Source organism: Prochlorococcus marinus str. MIT 0918, assembly GCF_027359415.1.
GTDB classification, from domain to species: Bacteria; Cyanobacteriota; Cyanobacteriia; order PCC-6307; family Cyanobiaceae; genus Prochlorococcus_E; species Prochlorococcus_E marinus_C.
The window spans coordinates 959,025-980,516 of record NZ_CP114780.1; the positions used below are offsets into that span (position 1 = coordinate 959,025).

Genomic DNA, 21,492 nt, shown 5'->3' on the forward strand with positions numbered 1-21,492 from the left:
GTTTAAGCAGCTGCCAACATTGAGGTTTTAACCTCGTTGATTGACTCTTTAAGTACAGACTCAATCTCATCATCAAGTTTTTTCTCTGTCAAAACCTTATTGATAAAGTCTGGCTTACTTGTTTTTAAATAATCACGTAATTCGGACGCAAATTGTGTTACTTGATCTACAGGAACTTCATCAATCAAACCTTTTACACCTGCATAAACTACTGCAACTTGTTCTGCAAGATTCAAAGGAGCAAATTGTGCTTGTTTAAGAAGCTCTCTTAAACGCTTTCCTCTTTCAAGTTGTTGTTGAGTTGCTTCATCCAAATCAGAAGCAAATTGAGAGAACGCAGCTAATTCATCAAACTGAGCTAATTCAAGTTTCAATGTACCTGCAATCTTCTTAATCGCTTTTGTTTGGGCTGCCCCTCCAACACGACTCACTGAAATCCCAACATTAATTGCAGGTCTTAAACCTGAATTAAATAAATCAGCACTTAAGAAAATCTGACCATCAGTAATTGATATGACATTGGTAGGGATATATGCGGATACATCTCCTGCTTGAGTTTCAATTATAGGTAATGCTGTCATTGATCCACTACCCATAGCATCAGAAAGTTTTGCTGCTCTTTCCAACAAACGGCTATGACAATAGAAAACATCACCAGGATAAGCTTCACGTCCTGGTGGACGACGTAACAGGAGAGACATCTGACGATAAGCCTGAGCTTGCTTGGTTAAATCGTCATAGATCACCAAGGTAGCCTTGCCTTGATACATAAAGTGCTCTGCAATAGCGGCACCTGTATAAGGTGCTAAATATTGAAGTGCTGCAGGCTCTGAGGCACTGGCATTAACAACAATTGTATATTCAAGAGCTCCCTTTTCTCTTAAAACTTCTACCACTTGCGCAACAGATGCAGACTTTTGACCAACAGCGACATATACACATACAACATCTTGCCCCTTCTGATTGATAATTGTATCGATTGCAATAGCTGTCTTACCTGTTTGACGGTCTCCAATTATCAATTCACGTTGACCTCGACCTATAGGTATCATTGCATCTATAGAAGTAATGCCTGTTTGCATAGGCTCATGAACAGATTTCCTTTTAATAATTCCAGGTGCTAATGATTCAATAAGACGAGAGTCGCTAGTAGCAATTTCACCATTACCATCTACTGGTTGCCCAAGTGGGTTCACAACCCTACCTAACATTGCATCTCCAACAGGTACAGAAGCTATCTTTCCAGTAGCCTTAACAGTACTTCCTTCTTGAATGCCTAAGCCTTCTCCCATGAGAACGGCACCTACATTGTCGTCTTCGAGATTTAATGCAATTCCTTCTGTGCCATCTTCGAATTCTACTAATTCCCCAGCCATCGCCTTTTCAAGACCATAGACTCGTGCAATTCCATCACCGATTTGAAGAACGGTACCTACATTGCTTACAGAAACAGACTTATCATAATCAGCTATCTGTTTCTTCAGAAGTGAACTGATTTCGTCGGGGCGTATAGAAACCATGGGAGGAGAGTGTGATGAAAGAGAAAAAGTGGTGAACTAGAAAAGAAGGTTGTTCTGAAAGTTGGATAGAGCTAGTTTACTTTTGATAGCTCAAGACCCAATCTTCGAACCTGTCCAGAAAGACTTGCATCAATAACCTTAGAGCCAACATTAACAATAAAACCACCTATCAAAGTAGGGTCTACTTTCAAATTAAGCTCTAAGTTATCAGTGCCTGCAACTGATTGAACTGTCTTAAGAATTTCGTCCTGCTGATTATCATTTAACGCAGTTGCAGAGGTGACAGTTGCTAATGCAATGTTACGTTGTTCGCGATACAGCTCCAAAAACCTAATAAGGACAGAATCCAACAACCCAATACGTTGACGATCAGCCAATAATTTCAAAAGGTTTAGAAAAGAAGGAGTTAAGTCCTTAGAAAAAATCTTTTCAATAAAGGCTTTTTTTGTTTCGATTTCAAGAACTGGGGAAGCCATGGCATTACTCAATTCTGAGGAATCATTCCATAATTCAAGTAGAGACTTAGATTGAGAAACTACTTCATCAACTTCATTTCGACTTTCAGCAACTTGCAGGAATGCTTCTGCATATGGAGTAGTGATGGTGTTAAGAAGTGGCATCAGATATCTCCTATGTTTTTGATTGATTGTCTTAAGAACTTGTCTTGGGCTTTATCATCAAGACTATTAGACAAAGAAGATAAGGCTTTTTCAATTGCCAATCTTGCAGCTTCTCTGCGCAACTGACCACTGACTCTGGCGGCCTCTAGATTGAGATCTGAAGCAGCACCTTGTTTAATTCTAGCCATTTCCTCTACAGTGCGTTTTTCACTTTCCAAACGAATAGCTTCAGCTCGTTCCTTGCAATCATTACGAATCTTGCCTGCTTTTTGTTCAGCAGATGCAAGATCTTTTTTTGCTTGGTTAAGAGAGATAGCGGCGTCTTCTAATCGGTCTTCAGCATCTTTAAGATCCTGCAAAATTGCAGAGCGCCGACGCTCAAGCATTGATCCCAAGAAATTGGGAAGAAATTTGTAAAGACCAAAAACAACAACAGCTAAATTAAGAATATTTGTCTCAAATAAATTGAGATTTAATCCAAAGCCTTCTGTTGCGAAAATTAGAGAATCATTCATTTGGCTGCTAGTAATCTTTTAACAATCAAATCGCCAAGTTTTTCAGCATCTGAATTTAGCTGCTTTAGTGCCTGGTTTTTTTGTGTGTCAATCTCACGTCTTGCTTGCTCTCTAGAAGCATTAGCTTCAGAAGTTGCCAAAGCCAAAGCCTCTCGATAAAGCTTCTCAGAATCTTCTTCAGCTTCAGTAATAACTTGTTGTGCAGCCTGACGAGCTTCTTTGAGTTGTTTTTTTAAATCAACTTCAAGCTTTGAAACCTCAGCAAGCTTCTTTTTAGCTTCAGCTCGACTAGTTGTGACATAGTCTTCCCTTTCCTCTACAACCCTTCCAACGGGTTTAAAGAACAAAGCATTAAGGATGAATGTGAGGAGAACAACTTGAGCAGCCATAAGAGGCAAAGTTGCATCAAAGTCAAACAGACCTCCCTCACTAGCACCAAATAGAAGCAAGCTGGTCATTTGGCAGGGGTGCGTGAAATTAAAATGGACCTTAAAAAGTTTTTAAGGACTGAAGGGAATAGAAAGATCAGATCAAGTTGGAGATAGATCAATTAACCAAATAAAAATTTATTCGATTAAAGATCAACCTCTTGATTGAACTACTTATCAAGAAAATGGGTTAGCAAAAAGCAGAACCAAAGCAACCACAAGACCATATATGGTTAGTGATTCCATGAAAGCGAAAGAAAGCAGGAGAGTACCTCTGATTTTGCCTTCCGCTTCAGGCTGGCGGGCTATACCCTCTACTGCGCCTTGAGCAGCACTACCCTGACCTATACCAGGGCCTATAGCGCCTAGGCCTACAGCCAAACCAGCGGCAACAACAGAAGCGGCGGTCGTAATGGAATCCATAATTGAGCTAAGGTGAAGCGCCTTCTAAGCGCGAATTTAAGAGAAACCGGGAGTTTATACCTGCGAGGGGGTCATCTCATAGTTCATAAGATGGGCCCAAAAATAAAAGGACCTAATCGCAAGGGTTTTGCCAGAAAGATTAAACAAATCTGACAAGAAAGTTTTGATTAATGATGCTCTTCAACTGCTTCACCGATGTAGTAAGCAGCAAGAGTGGCAAAAATCAGGGCTTGAATAGCACTTGTAAACAAACCGAGAAACATTACAGGAACAGGTAGAACAAGTGGTACTAGAAAAACTAGAACAGCAACAACAAGTTCATCCGCCAAGATGTTCCCAAACAAACGGAAGGAAAGTGAAAGAGGCTTAGTGAAATCTTCAACAATCTTGAAGGGGAGCATGATTGGCGTTGGATGAACGTAATACTCGAAGTACCGCAATCCTTTGTTGCTCAAGCCCGCATAAAAATAAGAAAGTGAAACTAAAAGAGCTAATGCGACGGTTGTATTGATATCCGCCGTAGGGGCCCCTAATTCTCCACTAGGTAATTCAATTAACTTCCAAGGGATCAAAGCTCCTCCCCAATTGCTCACGAAAATGAACAAGAAAAGAGTGCCTATAAATGGCATCCAGTCTCTATAGACTTTTTCTCCTATCTGCGTGCGTGCCAAATCGCGAATGTAATCCCAAAGGAATTCAAGAAGGTTCTGCACACCTTTAGGATCACGTTCCATCTTTTTGGTGCCAACTACAACAAGAGTCAGCAATGCACCAATAAGAATCCAAGAGGTCATAAAAACCTGTCCATGAATTCTTAAGTTTCCTATCTGCCAATAAAGATGTTGACCAACTTCTAAAGCAGCAAAAGTTAAAGCAAATGGAGAGGTACCCATTTTTAAAAAATAAATAATCGCATAAGCGACATTGAGTCTTGATCAGCCTTCAAATCCATCAATTTAAAATCCCCATAGTTTTTCAAGCAGAACGCTTAAATAAAAAATGAATAATGAAAGATGGTTTATATAGTAAAAAGCCAGCTAAAGAAGGCAATAATTCAAGAAATGGCAATTTTGTAATTACCAAAACTAGTAAAACCGGCACAAGCAATTGAACCTTACCGATTGAATTCGAAGTTCGTCCTAGTGATCCAATACTTTTAGCCAGAAGCCTCAAATAAAGAATTCCACATAAAGCTCCTAAAAGAAGACTAATAGCAGCACTCAAATCCAAAAAAATGGCAGTTAACAATCCAAAAAAGAGTGTTAAAACCAAAGTCATCCTATAAATGTGACGTTGAAAAGTCACATATTCTTGGGATGAGTCTTTAGACATGGCATCTAAAGAACCAAGGTCAATTGAAGGCTTTAGCAGATTACTAGCTTCTACATCTGAACACGTTACAGAATCCTCTTCATTAGAAGAGTTCTTGAAAGGTAAAACAAGACGAGATGCCAGCAAGAGCTCCTTACTCCAAAGGCCCGCGGAATCTACCATGCAGTAGGTAAAAAAACCGAGCCAAAACTGAAAAACCACCTAAAAAATTGTTCTATTGAAAATAAATACTTACAAAAAAACTCTTTTTACAAAAAATTCCAATAAGATTGATCTATATTGAATAAAAAGCTCTTAGATTTATTCTAATCTTAATTTAATTATCGTTAAATCAATACAAGCTTAAACAATATAAGTATACGTATCTCTATTTAAGATTAATGTCTTTAAATAAATAAATAATTAACTCTAATGAATTTAATATAAATATTTCTTCTAAGCACTTGGCAAAAGTCAAAAAAGACGGCTCAATAGGAAAAACAATTTCCAACAAAAGAAATTGAGTAGTCCATCAATAAAAAGAATAAGTCGAAAGCGAGTATCGCCAAAGATTTCAAAAGTATATTCTACAAGAAATATAGAAAGAAATCAATTATGGGAAAGGTTTATACCACTGCCTTGGGAGCTATGGCCCTCTGAAGCAAAGTTACTATTAGCACTGATTTTCGTTTGGAGTATTGCAGGCTTATTAATACTTGGATCTGCAAGCTGGTGGGAAGCAAGTAAAGAAATGGGAGACGGAAGTTATTTCATAAAAAAACAACTCTTATGGCTTTTAGCGAGTTGGACTATTGCATGGTTAGCCATATCAATAAATCTAAGAAGATGGTTAAGGATTTCTAAAGCTGGTTTGATAATTTGCATAGTATTAGTTGGATCAACTCTACTCTTTGGGAACACAATTAATGGCGCCTCTAGGTGGTTAATTCTTGGCCCTATTCTAATTCAACCATCTGAAATAGTTAAACCATTTGTAATTCTTCAATCAGCTAATATATTTGCTCAATGGAAAAGAATAAAAAATGGTCAAAAGCTATTAGAGCTAAGTCTTTTAGGAATGTTAATTCTTTTAATACTTAAACAGCCAAACTTAAGTACAGCAGCATTAATAGGCATGCTCATTTGGATGATGGCACTTTCTTCAGGAATAAGTTTTAAAAGTCTTATTTCAGCTTCACTATTAGGAGGATCATTAGGGATATGGAGTATTACTAGATACCAATATCAACTTCTTCGAGTCACATCATTCCTAAACCCATGGCAAGATCCTGAAGGGAATGGATATCAACTTATCCAAAGTCTCATGGCGATAGGTTCTGGGGGCCTATTTGGAGAGGGATATGGTCTTTCTACTCAAAAGCTTCTTTATTTACCTTTCCTAAGTACAGATTTTATTTTTTCGGTATTCGCAGAAGAGTTTGGATTTGTAGGTTCCATAATGCTCATTTCATTTTTTGTTTTAATTGCATTCCTTGGCTTAAGAATATCTTTGAGAAGTAGAAATAATTATTCCAAACTCATAGCAATTGGTTGCAGCACTATGCTTATAGGGCAATCGATCTTGCATTTAGCTGTTACTGCGGGAGCAATGCCAACAACTGGACTTCCTCTTCCTTTTGTTAGTTATGGAGGCAATTCATTATTATCTAGTTTTCTAGTAGGCGGCATCCTCTTAAGATGCGCACTTGAATCCACAGGATTAATTGGTGGATTAAAAATTAAAAAAGAACTCAGATAGATCCTAAAAGATTAAATTAAAGAAGTAATCAAGGAGTTTGTTATTAATTTTCCAGACCTTGCAATGTCTGACTTGGCTCTCAAAAGTGAGCAATTGATTACTAATGGTTTGAGTTCTCCTGGACCAACAACAATAATAATTATTTTTATAAGTGGTTTATTAACAAGTTTAGGGCCTTGTTCTTTATCACTATTGCCTGTAACCATTGCTTATCTTGCAGGGTTTCAAGACAACAAAAAACCATCCGTAAGAAGTCTATTTTTTTGCAGTGGTATTGTTCTTTCTTTAGTAATACTAGGAAGTTTAAGTGGCCTTTTTGGAAAAGTTTATGGGCAAATCCCATTAAAGATAGGTTTACTAGTCCCAATAATTACTATTTGTATGGGAATGAATCTTCTAGGAATATTTCAACTACAAATGCCTATTGGGCCAGATCCAAATTGGTTAAAAGAAAAAGTGCCAGAACCTCTTGCACCAATTGCAGCAGGCTTAACATTTGGCTTAGCAGCATCACCATGCACCACCCCTGTATTAGCAGTTCTGCTTGCCTGGATGGCAGATAATGGTAATCCTATAACTGGGGTTTTTCTTCTAGCAGTTTTTGGAACAGGGCAAGTTATACCTTTGCTCATAGCAGGAACAACAGCTGCAACAATTCCAAAACTTCTTTCTCTTCGTTCTATTAGTAGTTGGATCCCATTAATGAGCGGAATGTTTTTTGTAATAATTGGCTTTCTAAGCCTTTTTGCTAGATGGATATAAGCCATGAAATATACGCTGAAAATTTTGAATTGGTTATCAAGTTTAAAAGTTTCTATAGTACTTATCATTTTGATTGCATTAGCAAGTGGCATTGGCACAGCTCTTCCACAAGGAGAGCCTCTTGAGGCTTATCTCTCTAAATACCAAATCAATAAATTCCTAGGGATAATTAATGGAGATTGGGTAATTCGTCTACAGTTAAACCATGTTTACTCAAGCAATTGGTTCTTAGGGCTTCTTTTTTGGCTTGGTTGTGCATTAATAGCATGTACTTGGAGAAGGCAATGGCCGGCACTAAAAAAAGCAATGATATGGATCGACTATAAAGATCCAAAACAAATTCAAAAGTTGGCAATATCTAAAACATTCAAAATTCAAGAATCATCTCTCGGCATCGAAAAACTAGACAAATATTTAACTAGTCATGGATGGAGCGTCCAAAATAAAACCTCCAGATTAGCTGCAAGACAAGGATTACTTGGAAGAGTTGGCCCTCCTTTAGTACATCTTGGCCTAATACTTCTAATGATAGGAGCCACATTTGGAGTATTAAAAGGGGAACGTTTCGAAAATTTTCTCGCTCCAGGGAGATCAATCGATCTTATAAGCCCAAACAGAAGCAATCAACTAAGTATTAAATTAACTGATTTTGAAATTGAAAGGAGTCCTTCAGGTGTACCAGAACAATTCCGTTCATACTTATCACTAAACAATAAAAATTCAGACGAAATAATATCTAAAGAAATCAGCGTAAATCATCCATTGCGTTTTAAGGGACTAACTATTTACCAAGCAGACTGGGCACTTGCAGCAATCACAATTCAAATAAATGAAAGTCCAAAGTTACAACTTCCCCTTCAAAAATTTAATGAATTAGGTGATCAAGTTTGGGGAGTAGTTATACCATGGATGAATAAGGAGAATGAATCAATTTTGCTAACGCTTTCAAGTGAGCAAGGACCTATTAAAATATTTAACCAAACAGGTAAGCAAATTGGTATCACAAGACCTAATATTAGTTCTTTTAAGGTTTTAGATAAGCAAATAAAGGTTTTCGATATTTTGCCAAGTAGTGGGATACTAATCAAATATGACCCTGGGGTACCCTTTGTTTATATAGGTTTTGCAATATGTCTCTTAGGGGGAGTGATGAGTATTATATCTACTAACCAACTATGGGTAATTACAGAAGATGATAAGAAATTATTACATATAGGATGTTTGTCTAATAGAAACTCTTCGGGTTTAGCAAATCAATTACCAATTATATTAAAGTCTTTATCTTTATATGAATAGATTCATTTTCTTACACCATGAATCGTTTTTATAACTGTATGAACATTACCACGAGGGTTGAAATCTGCTTCTATTTGCATCCAAGTAGGATTTGCTGCAGAAACTAGATCATTTAAAATTTTATTTGCTACTTCTTCATGTGAAATCTTCTGATTACGATAACTATTGATATAAAGCTTGATCGATTTAAGCTCTATCACCTTTTCGAAAGGTTGATATAAGACTCTAATTACTGCAAAATCTGGGTAACCCGAAAAGGGACATTGACAAGTAAATTCAGGTAATTCTATAGAAATCTCATATGGTCTTGAAGGGCTAGGGTTAGGGAAGCAAAAAATCTCGGAATTAGAAATTAATCGTTCTCCATAGAACTCAGAATGATTTTTTTTCACTTAAAAGAACCCACTAAAGAATCATAGAGTTAACAAATAAAAAATAAATCTTTCTTATTTAATTACAAGTGTTATATCCAAAAAATTAGTTTTAGCTAAAAAATCATCGCAACTCAAAAGAGTTTTTTTAAAGAAATAATTGAATATGTATCATCAAGCACAAACTTTATTCTCATAACAACCGCTAATAGAGTCAAGTTAAGGAACATTTTGCATGGACATCTGCTTTCTAGAATTCAATGAATGGGTCCATCTGAGAGTAAATAGTGTTCATGGCATGCTTTGGCTTCAAACACATTTCGAAGACAGTCAATGGGAAGCAATTGCTTCTCAACAAGTAAAGCTAACAAAAAACAACGCTAAAGCTCTTGCAGCAGATGCTACTGAAGCAGGATTAATACTTAATTCAGTTCAATCAGCTTTAAATTTCAGCAATTCCTAAACAGAACAGATTAAAGTTGTTTAGTATCACCAATTTTTTTTATGAAAAAAATAGAAGCAATTATCAGGCCTTTTAAACTTGAGGATGTAAAAATAGCTTTGGTTAATCTAGGCATAGTTGGTATGACCGTAAGTGAAGTAAGAGGTTTTGGCCGTCAAAAAGGGCAAGTCGAAAGGTATAGAGGCTCTGAATTCACCGTAGAGTTTCTGCAGAAACTGAAAATAGAAGTCGTTATCTCAGATGAGAGTGTTGATAGTGTTTTAAAGGCGATTGCAGAAGCTGCTAAAACAGGAGAAATAGGAGATGGCAAAATATTTATATCCCCCGTAGAATCAGTAGTTCGCATTCGAACTGGAGAAACAGACAATTCAGCTCTCTAAGCACAAAGTATTTTTAACGAGTTTTGCCAAGTTGGTGGTTTGATTCACTCCTTCCATTTTCAGCCAAAGCAAATATTCATGATTACCTGCAGGGCCTTTTAAAGGTGAAGGCATAATTCCTTGCACCTTCCATCCTTCCAATTTAGAAAATTCGATAATTGTATTAAGAGCATCAATATGTGCATTTACTTCTCTTACAACTCCACCCTTACCAACTCTTTCACGCCCAACTTCAAACTGTGGCTTAATTAAAAGCAGAGCCTCTTTATTTCTCTCATCAAGAAGAGCCTTAATGGCTGGCAAGACAAGTCGTAAAGATATAAATGAAAGATCTGCAACAGCTAATGAAGCTTTAGGAGCTAAATCCCCATATAACTCATCAGCTTTCAAATTACGAATATTTGTTCTTTCTTTTAAAACAACTCGTGAATCATTTCTTAATGACCATGCTATTTGCCCATAACCAACATCAATTCCATAAACAAGAGATGCTCCCCTTTTTAAAAGGCAATCTGTAAAACCACCTGTAGAGATCCCTGCATCAATGCAAACCCTATCTAGTGTTTTGATAGGGAATTGAACCAAAGCAGCGTCTAATTTCTCACCACCTCTTGAAACAAACTTTGGAGCGAATTGAACCTTAAGAGAAATATCTTTGGGCACATCTAGACCTGGCTTATCAAGAATTTTGCCAAAACAATCCCTTACTTTTCCAGCTCTTATAAGTTTCTGAGCCTGTTCTCGAGATTCAACCAAACCTTTGGTCAGCAAGTGAACATCAAGTCGATTCTTTTTTGTCATATCGTCATAAAAACAAACAGGAAACCGAAAAAAAACCGCAGAAGTAAGTGAATTTTAAAAATCTACTAGAGGATCTATGCATACATTTCTAAAGGACGTGTCAGAAAAGTATTCTCATCAATCCTTTCAAAATGGGAAAAAAAGTACAGGGCACTCAAATATTGTGCCAATAAATCACCATCGAAACCTTTTAGAACTTCTTCATCCTGGAAGTTTTGTCAGATTAGATAATCAACCAAAGGATTTACCACCTTTCCAAGTTATTGTTTGCAAAGGTGGTCGCTGTTTAGTCAGGCAGCAAAGTTGGGGGAGATATATTCATTGGGAAGTTGCGCATAACCGGCTAAAATCAGCTTAAAATGGACTTTTTCTGAGTTCTATTAAAATTCCACAACCCTTTGATTGAACGTTACACACTCCCAGAAATGGGACAAATCTGGACAGAGCAAGCCAAATTCCAAAGTTGGCTAGATGTTGAAATTGCTGCATGTGAGGCAAACATGCAGCTAGGGAAAATTCCTGAAAATGCAATGAAAGAGATTCGTGAAAAAGCGAAATTCTCTCCCAAACGAATACTGGAAATTGAATCAGAAGTACGTCACGACGTGATTGCTTTTCTCACCAATTTAAATGAAAATATTGGAGATTCAGGACGGTTTATTCATTTGGGAATGACAAGCAGTGATGTACTGGATACTGGCCTCGCCTTGCAATTAAAAGCTGCTTTAAAGTTATTAATCGAAGAGATCAAAATACTAAAGCAAACAATTCTTTTAAAAGCGAAGGAACACAAAAACACAATCATGATTGGCAGGTCTCATGCTATTCATGGAGAACCAATAACTTTTGGATTTAAACTTGCTGGATGGTTAGCAGAAACAATTAGGAATCAAGAAAGACTTGAACAATTAACAAAAGAGATCTCTGTTGGACAAATCAGTGGTGCAATGGGAACTTATGCAAATACTGATCCCGAGATTGAAAGAATTGCATGTAATCATCTTGGTTTAACTCCTGATACCGCAAGCACACAAGTCATTTCAAGAGATAGGCATGCAAATTATGTTCAAATACTTGCATTAATTGGCTCCTCATTAGATAGATTTGCAACGGAAATAAGAAACCTTCAAAGAACTGATGTTCTTGAAGTAGAAGAAGGATTTGCCAAAGGACAAAAAGGTAGTTCAGCTATGCCTCACAAACGAAATCCAATTCGCAGTGAGCGTATTAGTGGACTTGCAAGAGTGCTACGTAGTTATGTAGTTGCTTCGCTAGAAAATGTTGCTTTATGGCATGAAAGAGATATAAGTCATAGTTCAATCGAAAGAATGATGTTACCTGATACCTCTATCACACTTCACTTTATGTTGAGAGAAATGAGTGAAGTAATAAAAGATCTAGGTGTTTACAAAAATAATATGATTAACAATATGAATATTTATGGAGGAGTAGTTTTTAGTCAACGAGTCCTTTTAGCTCTTGTAGAAAATGGTATGCAAAGAGAAGAAGCTTATCAGTTAGTACAAAAACATGCACATGCTGCTTGGAATACAGAGTCTGGTGATTTCAAAGCTAACCTTAATGCCGACAAAATAATTACTGACTTTCTATCCACTAGACAATTAAATGATTGCTTTAGCACTGATTTACATCAAGCAAATTTAGATGTTATTTGGAATCGGCTTGGAATTTAACCCAAAGAAGTTTTTCAATCCCTTCATTCACAACTAATCATTTCTGCATTCCATTGAAACCTAAATGACTACATCATATCGAGAAGAACATGACAGCATTGGGACAGTAAAAGTACCATCTAGTGCCCTCTGGGGTGCTCAAACACAAAGATCCCTGATCAATTTTGCAATTGGAGAAGATAAAATTCCTTTAAAACTTATCTATGCATTAGTAATTATTAAGAAATCTGCAGCCATAGTTAACTGTGAATTAGAAGTATTATCGAAGAGTCACAAAGATCTAATCATTCATGCCTGCACTAAAATTCTTAAAGGTCTCCATGATGATCAATTTCCATTAAGTGTGTGGCAAACAGGTAGTGGCACTCAAACTAATATGAATATCAATGAGGTGATTAGTAATTTAGCATCAATAGAAAGTAGCAATCCTTTAGGGAGTCATCAACCTTTACACCCCAATGATCATATCAACCTCTCTCAATCAACAAATGATGTTTTTCCAGCAGCAATACAAATAGCTACATCCCAAGAAATTTGCTGTACTCTCTTACCTGAGATTGATCTCGTAATTAATACTTTCGAAAAAAAGATAAATGATTGGGATCAAATTGTAAAAACTGGCCGTACTCACCTTCAAGATGCAGTCCCACTTACTCTTGGCCAAGAAGCATCAGCATGGAAAGAGCAGCTTCTTACTGCTCGAAATCGACTGAAGAAAAGTATAGATGAACTATTGCAACTCCCCCTAGGTGGCACTGCAATAGGCACAGGGCTAAACGCTCCTTCTAAATTCGATAAAAAGATAGCACTTGAAATTGCCACTTCAACTAATCTTCCTTTCACTACGGCAAAAAATAAATTTGCCATCATGGCAAGTCATGATGGTCTGGTTCAGGTAATGTCTCAACTCAAAATGTTAGCTATTTCGCTCTTAAAAATAGTTAATGATCTTCGACTTTTATCATGTGGTCCACGAGCTGGCTTAGGAGAATTATTATTACCGGCCAATGAACCTGGGAGTTCAATAATGCCAGGTAAAATCAATCCAACACAATGCGAAGCCATGGCAATGGTTTGCACTCAAGTAATTGCACTTGACTATGGTGTGACAATGGCTGGAAGTGGCGGACATTTACAGATGAATGCCTACAAACCTCTAATCGGCTTTAATCTTCTAAAAAGCATTGATTTACTTACTAGCGCATGTAAAAGCTCAAGATTATTTATGCTAGAAGGTCTTGAACCTAATCTTAAGAATATAAACAATAATCTTCAGAAATCTTTAATGCTTGTTACTAGTTTAGCTCCAACAATCGGTTATGAAAAAGCTTCTGAAATTGCTCAATATGCTCACACAAATAACCTCACCCTTAAGGAAGCCGCAACTATCTTAGATTATGTAGGTGCAGATGTCTTTGATCAAATTGTTGACCCTAAAAAGATGACTGGATTAAATATCTAATTACAAAGTAATCATACTAACATCATTTTTTATTAGGTAATCTTTGAGTCGCCGGATTAAAACTACCATCACTGCCTACAACTTGATACAAAAGATCCTCAGACTCTCTTACTGGAAAGCGGTTTAATGCTTTTAAAGCTAAAGAAGCATTGTTCTTAAGCTGATTACTAATTGCCATGCAATAAGGGATTTGTGAAAGAAGGTCAATTGTTCGGCGTAATATCCGCACAACATCTCCTTCATCAAGAGAGGTGTTTGCAATTAATTCATCCCAAGTTGCGCCAGCTGCCCATTTTTCAACTAAACCCATAAATTCTATTTCAGACCATATTGGAATATTTAAATGATATTGTTCTTGGGTTCGTAATAATTCACGTCGAATCCCTGAGAGATCATTTAGAGCTTCTAAAGATTCAGAGGAAGGAGGAAACCCAGACCACAGATCAGGTCGATTTACTTCTGTATTAACAGCTTGTAAAACAGCTGCTAATTGGGCTGGTTGTAATTCATCAAGGTGCCCACTCATCAGAACGAGTCCTAACCAAAGCTCATTGTCTCCTCGCAAAGCTGAAACGGTACTACCAATTTCTGTTGCTTCAAATTCTTCAAGGCATCCAAAATGTTCCAAAATCTCTAACAAAGCTAAGAAAGTCTCCCAATGACGATTAGCACGATGATGAATCAATCTTTCTCGATCCTGTATTTCAAGTTCTAGTTCTTCAATCTTTCTGCGATGTTTCTTTAATTTTTTACGATCCCCCCAATCATGTGCAGGCAATGACACCAATTGTTCTTCTAGCGTTTTAACAAAATTTAATTGGGAAATAACTTCACTAGCGAGATCATATTGAGGTGTGCGCATATCATAAATCTTAGCCATATTAGAAATTGCCCTAGCTAATTCCCGACTATTTTCATCACCATAATTTTTTTCGCCTAGGTGCTTAAGCGAAGGAGGAGTAACCATGTGAATATCTAAGCAAGCTAACTCTGCATGTAAACTAACTACAGATTTACAAGGGATTAAAACCCAAACATTTTCATCAGTTAGACATAATAACAATGGGAAAGGAGTGTTCCCCTCGACCTTGTCGACGATTACTGCAGGAACAACACGTTCATTTAGTGAAGAGGTCTTTAAACTAATCAGTGTTCCAACACTGGCAAACTCCACAGCCAAAGTAAGCTCATTAGCAAGAGTTTCTGCGGCCTGCTTCTGAAGAATACGTAGCAATCTTCTTTCTTCCTTTAATCTGCCTTTACGTTTTTCATAATCCTCAAAATCATCCCATGGTATATCCCTAGATAGATTTTGAAGTGCCCCCAATTGATTTTTTAATTTATCAACAATCTCTTCATCATCAAACAAATCCAAACTAGCTAAATAACAACCAAAACTCCTAAGGACTAACTCTCTAGATTTCTCAAGGTCATAACGCTGTAAAAGGTTTAGAACCATTCCATAGCTTGGACTAAATTGACTGATTAATGGATTGGCAGGACTCGTCGCTAATTGACCTGCTTCACGAACACCTTCAAAACGAGTTTGAACAGTTACAACATGTCCCTGAGAATCCAAGCCTCTTCGTCCAGCTCTGCCAGCCATCTGTAAAAATTCACTCCCCATAAGTTGCCTATGACCATTTTCCGTTCTCTTAGATAAAGAAGAGATCACAGTACTCCGAGCTGGCATATTGATTCCCGCAGCCAAAGTCTCTGTAGCGAATACAACTTTCACTAAACCTTGTTGAAACAACTCTTCGATTAGCTCCTTCCAAGCAGGCAATACACCTGCATGATGAGCCGCAATACCTTTCTTCAAGGCCTCAACATGCGGACCTTTGCGAACTCCCTCTGGGTTATCTTGAACATATGCATTTAATCGTTCTTCAATTTTATTTTTATCTAGTCGAGAAACCAAGTCACACGTACCATACAAATCCCTAACAGCCTTGTCGCATCCACGGCGACTAAAAATAAAACAAATAGCAGGAAGCATATTCTGTTCGACCATTTTAGAAATAAGAAAACAGATCGAAGGAGCTTCTGGCTGCAATGGTTTAGATACTTTCCCTTTACGTCTTTTTCCTTTTGGTGGTCTCCAGATTTTGCAATTTGGATGCAGACCTGTTCGCGCATCATTTAACAAAGGGTGAAGTCCTTTAGCACTACAGAAAGAAAAACTTAATGGGACAGGTCTGAAATCACTGAAAATCAATTCTGTAGGCCCATGAACTTGCTGAATCCAATCAGTTAATTGCCCTGCATTTGCAACGGTTGCAGAAAGTGCAATTAATTGAACAGATGAAGGACAATGAATTATCGATTCTTCCCATACTGTCCCTCTTTGAGAATCATTCATATAGTGGCATTCGTCCAAGACAACTGTTTCTACATCAACAAGTGGATCATCACGTTCATCTGCTTCTGCATAAAGCATGTTTCGGAAAATCTCTGTGGTCATAACAGTTACAGAAGCACCTCGATTCACACTCAAATCACCAGTCATAAGTCCAACATTTTCATAGCCAAATTGACTGCGGAAATCTCGAAGTTTTTGATTTGATAAAGCCTTTAAGGGAGTGGTATATAAAACTTTTTGCCCATGAGCAATTGCACGATAAATAGCATACTCACCAATCAATGTTTTCCCAGATCCAGTAGGGGCACTCACAACTACAGAATGTCCCTGATTTAAAGCATCAATAGCTTCTATTTGAAAATCATCCAATGGAAATGAGAAAATACTGCTTGGGTCCAAACTCTCATGCATCAGATTAGAAGTTGTTTTACTCACCTCACCAACTCATCTAACTTAATCCTAATAAGTCAATTCAATATCCTAATTGAATAATTTCATCTCAAGAAAGGCAGACCAATGCAAAATATCAAGCAATCAACTTTCTTCGTTAATGTCTTAAAGATACTAGTTTCATGAATAATCCCCCTAATTCAAGATTAAGAAAAATGAGGACCTGGACTCCAGGGGCCAGTCTAGGAGAACTTATTGGCCCTCTTGAGAACAAAAAAAGACTCTCATTGATTGATCTAGCTAGCAATGATTATTTAGGGCTAAGTCAAAATCCAAGGCTTATTGAAGCAGCCAGAAGAACAATGATTGAAGAAGGAGTAGGTGCTGCAGGATCCCGATTCATAACAGGCAGTCGCCCAATACATAAAAAACTAGAAGAAGAGTTGAGTAAATGGCTGGGCTTTGAAAAAGTATTTCTTTTCCCTAGTGGATTTCAAGCCAATTTAGCTGCAGTAAGTCTTTTGGCAAATCGAAAAACAACTGTAATAACAGACAGATTGATTCATAATTCACTATTAACAGGTGTAAAAGCAAGTGGTGCAAAGTTAAAAAGATTTGCCCATAACAACCTTGAAGATCTAGAAAGATTAATCCAAAACTGTTTAAAACAAGAACAAAGTCAACCTCCTTTAGTCATTACTGAAAGTCTCTTCAGCATGGAAGGCACTAGCCCTAATCTGAAAAAGATGGCGGTCTTGTGTCAAAAATATCAAGTTATGCTTTTAGTAGATGAAGCTCATGCTCTTGGAGTAATCGGTAATAAAGGCAAAGGACTATCTCATGAGATATCAGCTCCAATAACAATGATAAGTGGAACTTTTGGTAAAGCCTTTGGTAGTGGAGGAGCTTTTCTAGCAACAAATCAACTACTGGGCGAAAACTTAATCCAAAAAAGTGGTGCTTTTCGTTACACCACAGCCCTTGCACCTCCTTTAGCAGGAGCTGCGCTAGAAGCATTAAACCTTATTCAAGAAAATCCAGATTGGATTACAAATCTTCAAAGGAAATCAAAATCTTTAAGATTAAAACTTTTCAAACAGGGCTGGGAAATTCCTGAAGGAAATGGACCCATAATTCCAATTATTTTTGGAAGTGATCAGGCCTCGCTGGATAAGCAACTTGAACTAGAATCAAAGGGATTATTAACCGTCGCAATAAGGCCTCCTACTGTCCCAGAAGGAAGTGCACGCCTCAGAATTGTAGTGAATAGAACTTTAAGTGAAGATACTTTGAATAAATTACTTTTTCATCTCGGGCAAAGGCAATGAATCAAATTATTGCTATGCATGGGTGGTGCGGTGACAGTACCTTTTGGGAAAATTGGGAAGATCACTTTAAGTTAAATGGTTGGCAATGGAGAAATTCTGAAAGAGGGTATGGCCATCTCACGCCTTCAGAGCCGTTTTGGATGGTGAATGCTCAAGAAAATCATCTAACCAAAAAGGTTATTTTTTGCCACTCACTAGGAATACATCTAATATCAAGCAAAGTCCTGAAAGAAGCCTCTCACATTGTTTTATTAAATAGTTTTAGTCGCTTTATCCCTAAAGGTAGAGAAAGTAGATCAATAAAAACCGCTCTGAATGGAATGCAAAAACATTTAAATAAAGCAACTGAAAGAGCTATGCTTTTAAAATTCATTCAAAAAGCAAATCAACCCTATAAAGAAAACTATTGGCTACCAGAACTCTTGAAAAATAGTCTCTCACCAAAAGGTCGGAAAATGCTAAGTCAGGACTTAGAGTTATTAATTAATACCAAAGGCTTGCCACCTGCCTTCCCAAAAACTGGACGAGTGCTAGTAATTAATGGAGGCAACGATCATATATTGAGCTCTGTTGCCAGATCTGAACTTTTAGATGATTTATCAAACCACCTTAATCAGTCACCTCTGAATTGGATTATAAAAGATGAAGGACATAACATCCTTTGTATTGACTTGGTCGACAGAATAAATAACTGGTTGAAAGCAAATTAATGACTGCAAATTGGCCAAAACTTATTTTAAAAAACTTTGATAGAGCTTCCCATTCCTACAATCAAGGAGCCAGTTTGCAAATATTTTTTTCTGACAAACTTGCAAAGTATTGTTCAAAGCAAATTATAGAACCAGGACTCTGGGTTGACTTAGGTTCTGGAACAGGTCTACTTGCAGATGCAATCGAAAAAAACAACCCTAATCAACGTGTGTTAAGAGTTGATGGTTCAAAACGCATGCTTCAACAACATTCTCATAATAAATCTACGCAGCTTTTTAATCTCAATGATGGTTTACCAAAATGGAAAGAACCTCCTAAATTACTTGCCTCAAGTTTTACACTACATTGGTTAAACCATCCAGAAAAAAGATTAAAAGAATGGTTCGCCGCTTTAGCTCCAGGGGGTTGGTTAGCATTAGCATTACCTGTCAAAGGAAGTTTCCCTGAGTGGCATAACGCTGCGAAACGCGCAAACGTGACTTGCACTGCTATTACATTTCCATGTCAAAATTCTTTGCTTAAAGCAATTCCAAAAAAACATATCAAATTTCATACCGTAGAAATTTATTATCAAGAAAAGCCACGAATCACTTCCTTATTAAAACCCTTAGTACAAGTTGGTGCTCAAGCAAGTCCACACCAAATGCTTACAATTAGGGAATGGCGAAAACTTGAAGCATCATGGTCGCTTTCAAGCAAGCGTAATTGTTTCAAATTATCCTGGTCAATACAAATCCTTTTGGCAAGAAAATGAAATCTCCATGTTTTCGTCTAATAGTTTGTGGAACAGATACAGATATTGGGAAGACTGTAGTCAGTAGTCTTCTAGTGCAAGGTTTAGATGCAATGTATTGGAAGCCTATTCAAAGTGGTTTAGAAAATGGTGGTGATACAAATACAGTACGCACACTCTTAAATCTTACAAAAGATAGATTAATCCCTGAAAAATATAGGTTTAAGGCGGCAGTATCACCTCATTGGGCAGCAGAACAAGAGAATACAATAATTAAACATAAAAATATTATATTACCTTCAGTAAAAAAAACTTTGATAATAGAAATGGCTGGTGGGGTAATGGTTCCATTAACTAGAAAATATCTTCAAATTGATTTATTAAAGAATTGGATGCTCCCAGTTATTCTTGTTGCAAGAAGTGGTTTAGGCACACTCAATCACACACTTTTAACCATTGAAGCATTAAAGAAAAGAAACATCCCAATTTTAGGACTAATCCTGAATGGTGAACTTCACAAAGACAACCCAAAAACATTAGAGCAAATGGGAGGAGTACCAGTTATTGCTCAGTTACCAATACTAACCAAACTTTGTAGAGAAACGCTTGCCGATCAATGGATCAACCAAAATCTAGATGAAACATTTAAAAAACTTCTTGTCTCTAATCTTTCAAAACTTTAAATCTATAATTTTAAGCATATATGTCTCATTTCATTAGACTTTCAATATAGCTTTCATAAAAATAATTTAGTGATTTTAAACAAATTATGGTACAGAAACAAAGGCATAGTGAATACTCTATTAGTTCTCGTGCAAGCTAACCCATTAATGGCATTATTCTTTTAGCAAATGATCAAGCAAAACAACACACAAATGGATGCCTCATATACAGGGAAGTGGCACGACAATCTCTGGCCCCCATTCACTCAAATCACTTCAGCAATAGCACCTCAAACAATCAGACATGCTAAAGGGGCTCTTCTTTTCAAAGAAGATGGTACAACCTTAATTGATGCTATCAGTAGTTGGTGGGTTACTTTACATGGACATTCAGATCCATATATCGCAAAGGCCATCTATGAGCAAGCACAGACACTCGAACAAATAATCTTCGCTGATTTCACTCATCCTCAAGCAAAGCTTCTTGCAGAAAGACTAAGTCAGGCTAGTGGACTACAAAGAGTATTCTTTTCTGATAATGGATCAACTGCAGTAGAAGTAGCTTTAAAGCTTGCTATTCAATGGTGGCATAACCAGGGAGAATCTCGGCATCAAATTATTGCATTCGAAGGAGCATACCATGGCGACACATTTGGAGCCATGGCAGTTGGAGAACGCAACCTATTTAATGAGCCATTTAACAAACTTCTTTTCCCAGTATGTAGAGTTCCTTGGCCATCAACATGGTGGGGCGACTATGAGGTTGAAAACAGAGAAAAAAAGGCACTTGACCATCTAGAAACCCTTCTGGAGGTACCAACTGCTGCAGTTATCATCGAACCACTAATTCAAGGCGCTGGAGGCATGAAAATGGTGAGGCCTGAATTTTTGCAAAAAGTTCAGCAAGTTGTTCGTCAATCAAATGCACTGCTTATCGCTGATGAGGTGATGGTTGGGTTTGGAAGGAGTGGGTCTTTATTTGCTTCTCAGCGTGCAGAGATTTTCCCCGATATTATGGCTTTTTCAAAAGGACTAACAGGAGGGTTCCTCCCCATGGGTGTAACAATGGCAAGTAAAAAAATATTTGAAAACTTTTTGGGAGATGATCCCAAAAAAACTTTTTGGCATGGTCACAGTTTTACAGCTAATCCTCTTGGTTGTGCCGCTGCAAATGCAAGCCTAGACCTTCTAGAAGCCAACCCAAATTCTTACCTCAATTTTGAACATCGACATCTACCCTTCTTAAAAGATATTTCAAAGCATCCAAAGGTAACAAAAGTCAGACTAACCGGTACAATCGCAGCCTTTGAATTGAAGACAGATGAGAGTAATGGCTACCTAAATGTAGCCGGTAAAAACATCAAAGCCTATGCATTACAACATAATGTATTCATCAGGCCATTAGGGAATGTAATTTATCTTTTACCTCCTCTTTGTATTGAAGATTCTCAATTAGAACATTGTTATCATGTTATCAAAAAAAGTCTTGACTGTTTCTAAA

General features: G+C 37.2%; 23 protein-coding genes. 13 read left to right on the forward strand and 10 right to left on the reverse strand.

Annotation, left to right across the window (positions count from 1 at the left end; all coding sequences use genetic code 11):
• Positions 1 to 2 precede the first annotated feature (2 nt).
• The 7 genes from atpA to O5636_RS05390 form a co-directional block, all read right to left on the reverse strand.
• Positions 3 to 1,520 (reverse strand): F0F1 ATP synthase subunit alpha, encoded by a 1,518-nt coding sequence (gene atpA / locus O5636_RS05360; protein WP_269621793.1) that lies wholly within the window; start codon positions 1,518 to 1,520, stop codon positions 3 to 5.
• 71 nt (positions 1,521 to 1,591) lie between these two features.
• A complete protein-coding gene (gene atpH / locus O5636_RS05365; RefSeq protein WP_269621794.1) occupies positions 1,592 to 2,140 on the reverse strand; it encodes an ATP synthase F1 subunit delta in 549 nt (182 codons plus the stop codon).
• Positions 2,140 to 2,655 (reverse strand): F0F1 ATP synthase subunit B, encoded by a 516-nt coding sequence (locus O5636_RS05370; protein WP_269621795.1) that lies wholly within the window; start codon positions 2,653 to 2,655, stop codon positions 2,140 to 2,142. The genes atpH and O5636_RS05370 overlap by 1 nt, the downstream gene beginning before the upstream one ends.
• Positions 2,652 to 3,113, reverse strand: coding sequence for a F0F1 ATP synthase subunit B' (locus O5636_RS05375; protein WP_269621796.1), 462 nt, complete (start codon positions 3,111 to 3,113; stop codon positions 2,652 to 2,654). The genes O5636_RS05370 and O5636_RS05375 overlap by 4 nt, the downstream gene beginning before the upstream one ends.
• Positions 3,114 to 3,260: 147 nt before the next feature.
• Positions 3,261 to 3,506 (reverse strand): ATP synthase F0 subunit C, encoded by a 246-nt coding sequence (gene atpE, locus O5636_RS05380; RefSeq protein ID WP_269621797.1) that lies wholly within the window; start codon positions 3,504 to 3,506, stop codon positions 3,261 to 3,263.
• A 167-nt stretch (positions 3,507 to 3,673) separates the two neighbouring features.
• Positions 3,674 to 4,399: a F0F1 ATP synthase subunit A gene (gene atpB, locus O5636_RS05385; RefSeq protein ID WP_269621798.1), complete on the reverse strand. Its 726-nt coding sequence runs from the start codon at positions 4,397 to 4,399 to the stop codon at positions 3,674 to 3,676.
• A gap of 82 nt (positions 4,400 to 4,481) precedes the next feature.
• Positions 4,482 to 5,000: an ATP synthase subunit I gene (locus O5636_RS05390; protein ID WP_269621799.1), complete on the reverse strand. Its 519-nt coding sequence runs from the start codon at positions 4,998 to 5,000 to the stop codon at positions 4,482 to 4,484.
• Between the two features lie 337 nt (positions 5,001 to 5,337).
• Here O5636_RS05390 and O5636_RS05395 point away from each other — a divergent pair, with 337 nt between their 5' ends.
• From O5636_RS05395 to O5636_RS05405, 3 genes are all read left to right on the forward strand, one after another.
• Positions 5,338 to 6,576 (forward strand): FtsW/RodA/SpoVE family cell cycle protein, encoded by a 1,239-nt coding sequence (locus O5636_RS05395; RefSeq protein ID WP_420063755.1) that lies wholly within the window; start codon positions 5,338 to 5,340, stop codon positions 6,574 to 6,576.
• A gap of 63 nt (positions 6,577 to 6,639) precedes the next feature.
• The gene (locus tag O5636_RS05400; protein WP_269621800.1) at positions 6,640 to 7,338 is read left to right on the forward strand and encodes a cytochrome c biogenesis CcdA family protein; all 699 of its coding nucleotides are present in this window, start codon (positions 6,640 to 6,642) and stop codon (positions 7,336 to 7,338) included.
• 3 nt (positions 7,339 to 7,341) lie between these two features.
• A complete protein-coding gene (locus O5636_RS05405; RefSeq protein WP_269621801.1) occupies positions 7,342 to 8,634 on the forward strand; it encodes a cytochrome c biogenesis protein ResB in 1,293 nt (430 codons plus the stop codon).
• Positions 8,635 to 8,636: 2 nt separating this feature from the next.
• On the opposite strand, the gene queF is transcribed toward O5636_RS05405, so the two are convergent.
• Positions 8,637 to 9,026 (reverse strand): preQ(1) synthase, encoded by a 390-nt coding sequence (queF, locus tag O5636_RS05410; protein WP_269621802.1) that lies wholly within the window; start codon positions 9,024 to 9,026, stop codon positions 8,637 to 8,639.
• Between the two features lie 214 nt (positions 9,027 to 9,240).
• On the opposite strand from queF, the gene O5636_RS05415 reads away from it, so the two are divergent.
• Both O5636_RS05415 and O5636_RS05420 read left to right on the forward strand, forming a co-directional pair.
• Positions 9,241 to 9,468: a hypothetical protein gene (locus O5636_RS05415; RefSeq protein ID WP_269621803.1), complete on the forward strand. Its 228-nt coding sequence runs from the start codon at positions 9,241 to 9,243 to the stop codon at positions 9,466 to 9,468.
• A gap of 41 nt (positions 9,469 to 9,509) precedes the next feature.
• A complete protein-coding gene (locus tag O5636_RS05420; protein WP_269621804.1) occupies positions 9,510 to 9,848 on the forward strand; it encodes a P-II family nitrogen regulator in 339 nt (112 codons plus the stop codon).
• Here the strand turns inward: O5636_RS05420 and O5636_RS05425 are convergent.
• Entirely contained in the window at positions 9,837 to 10,649 is an 813-nt protein-coding gene (locus O5636_RS05425) for a TlyA family RNA methyltransferase (RefSeq protein WP_269621805.1), read from the reverse strand. The genes O5636_RS05420 and O5636_RS05425 overlap by 12 nt on opposite strands.
• A gap of 97 nt (positions 10,650 to 10,746) precedes the next feature.
• On the opposite strand from O5636_RS05425, the gene O5636_RS05430 reads away from it, so the two are divergent.
• The 3 genes from O5636_RS05430 (at position 10,747) to O5636_RS05440 (ending at position 13,805) form a co-directional block, all read left to right on the forward strand.
• Positions 10,747 to 11,007 (forward strand): hypothetical protein, encoded by a 261-nt coding sequence (locus tag O5636_RS05430; protein WP_269621806.1) that lies wholly within the window; start codon positions 10,747 to 10,749, stop codon positions 11,005 to 11,007.
• A gap of 40 nt (positions 11,008 to 11,047) precedes the next feature.
• On the forward strand, positions 11,048 to 12,343 hold the full coding sequence (gene purB, locus O5636_RS05435; protein WP_269621807.1) for an adenylosuccinate lyase: 1,296 nt from the start codon (positions 11,048 to 11,050) through the stop codon (positions 12,341 to 12,343).
• 64 nt (positions 12,344 to 12,407) lie between these two features.
• Complete coding sequence (locus O5636_RS05440) at positions 12,408 to 13,805, forward strand: class II fumarate hydratase (protein WP_269621808.1); 1,398 nt, start codon at positions 12,408 to 12,410, stop codon at positions 13,803 to 13,805.
• A gap of 22 nt (positions 13,806 to 13,827) precedes the next feature.
• Here O5636_RS05440 and O5636_RS05445 read toward each other — a convergent pair whose 3' ends face one another.
• Positions 13,828 to 16,578 carry a DEAD/DEAH box helicase gene (locus O5636_RS05445; RefSeq protein ID WP_269621809.1) on the reverse strand — a complete coding sequence of 917 codons (2,751 nt, stop codon included), beginning with the start codon at positions 16,576 to 16,578 and terminating at the stop codon, positions 13,828 to 13,830.
• Positions 16,579 to 16,739: 161 nt separating this feature from the next.
• On the opposite strand from O5636_RS05445, the gene O5636_RS05450 reads away from it, so the two are divergent.
• From O5636_RS05450 to bioA, 5 genes are all read left to right on the forward strand, one after another.
• Positions 16,740 to 17,885: an aminotransferase class I/II-fold pyridoxal phosphate-dependent enzyme gene (locus O5636_RS05450; protein WP_269621810.1), complete on the forward strand. Its 1,146-nt coding sequence runs from the start codon at positions 16,740 to 16,742 to the stop codon at positions 17,883 to 17,885.
• A complete protein-coding gene (locus tag O5636_RS05455; RefSeq protein WP_269621811.1) occupies positions 17,882 to 18,595 on the forward strand; it encodes an alpha/beta hydrolase in 714 nt (237 codons plus the stop codon). The genes O5636_RS05450 and O5636_RS05455 overlap by 4 nt, the downstream gene beginning before the upstream one ends.
• Positions 18,595 to 19,350 (forward strand): methyltransferase, encoded by a 756-nt coding sequence (locus O5636_RS05460; protein WP_269621812.1) that lies wholly within the window; start codon positions 18,595 to 18,597, stop codon positions 19,348 to 19,350. The genes O5636_RS05455 and O5636_RS05460 overlap by 1 nt, the downstream gene beginning before the upstream one ends.
• Positions 19,347 to 20,012, forward strand: a complete 666-nt coding sequence (gene bioD / locus O5636_RS05465) for a dethiobiotin synthase (RefSeq protein WP_269621813.1) — start codon at positions 19,347 to 19,349, stop codon at positions 20,010 to 20,012. The genes O5636_RS05460 and bioD overlap by 4 nt, the downstream gene beginning before the upstream one ends.
• Before the next feature lie 168 nt (positions 20,013 to 20,180).
• Positions 20,181 to 21,491, forward strand: a complete 1,311-nt coding sequence (bioA, locus tag O5636_RS05470) for an adenosylmethionine--8-amino-7-oxononanoate transaminase (protein ID WP_269621814.1) — start codon at positions 20,181 to 20,183, stop codon at positions 21,489 to 21,491.
• Position 21,492: the final 1 nt, after the last annotated feature.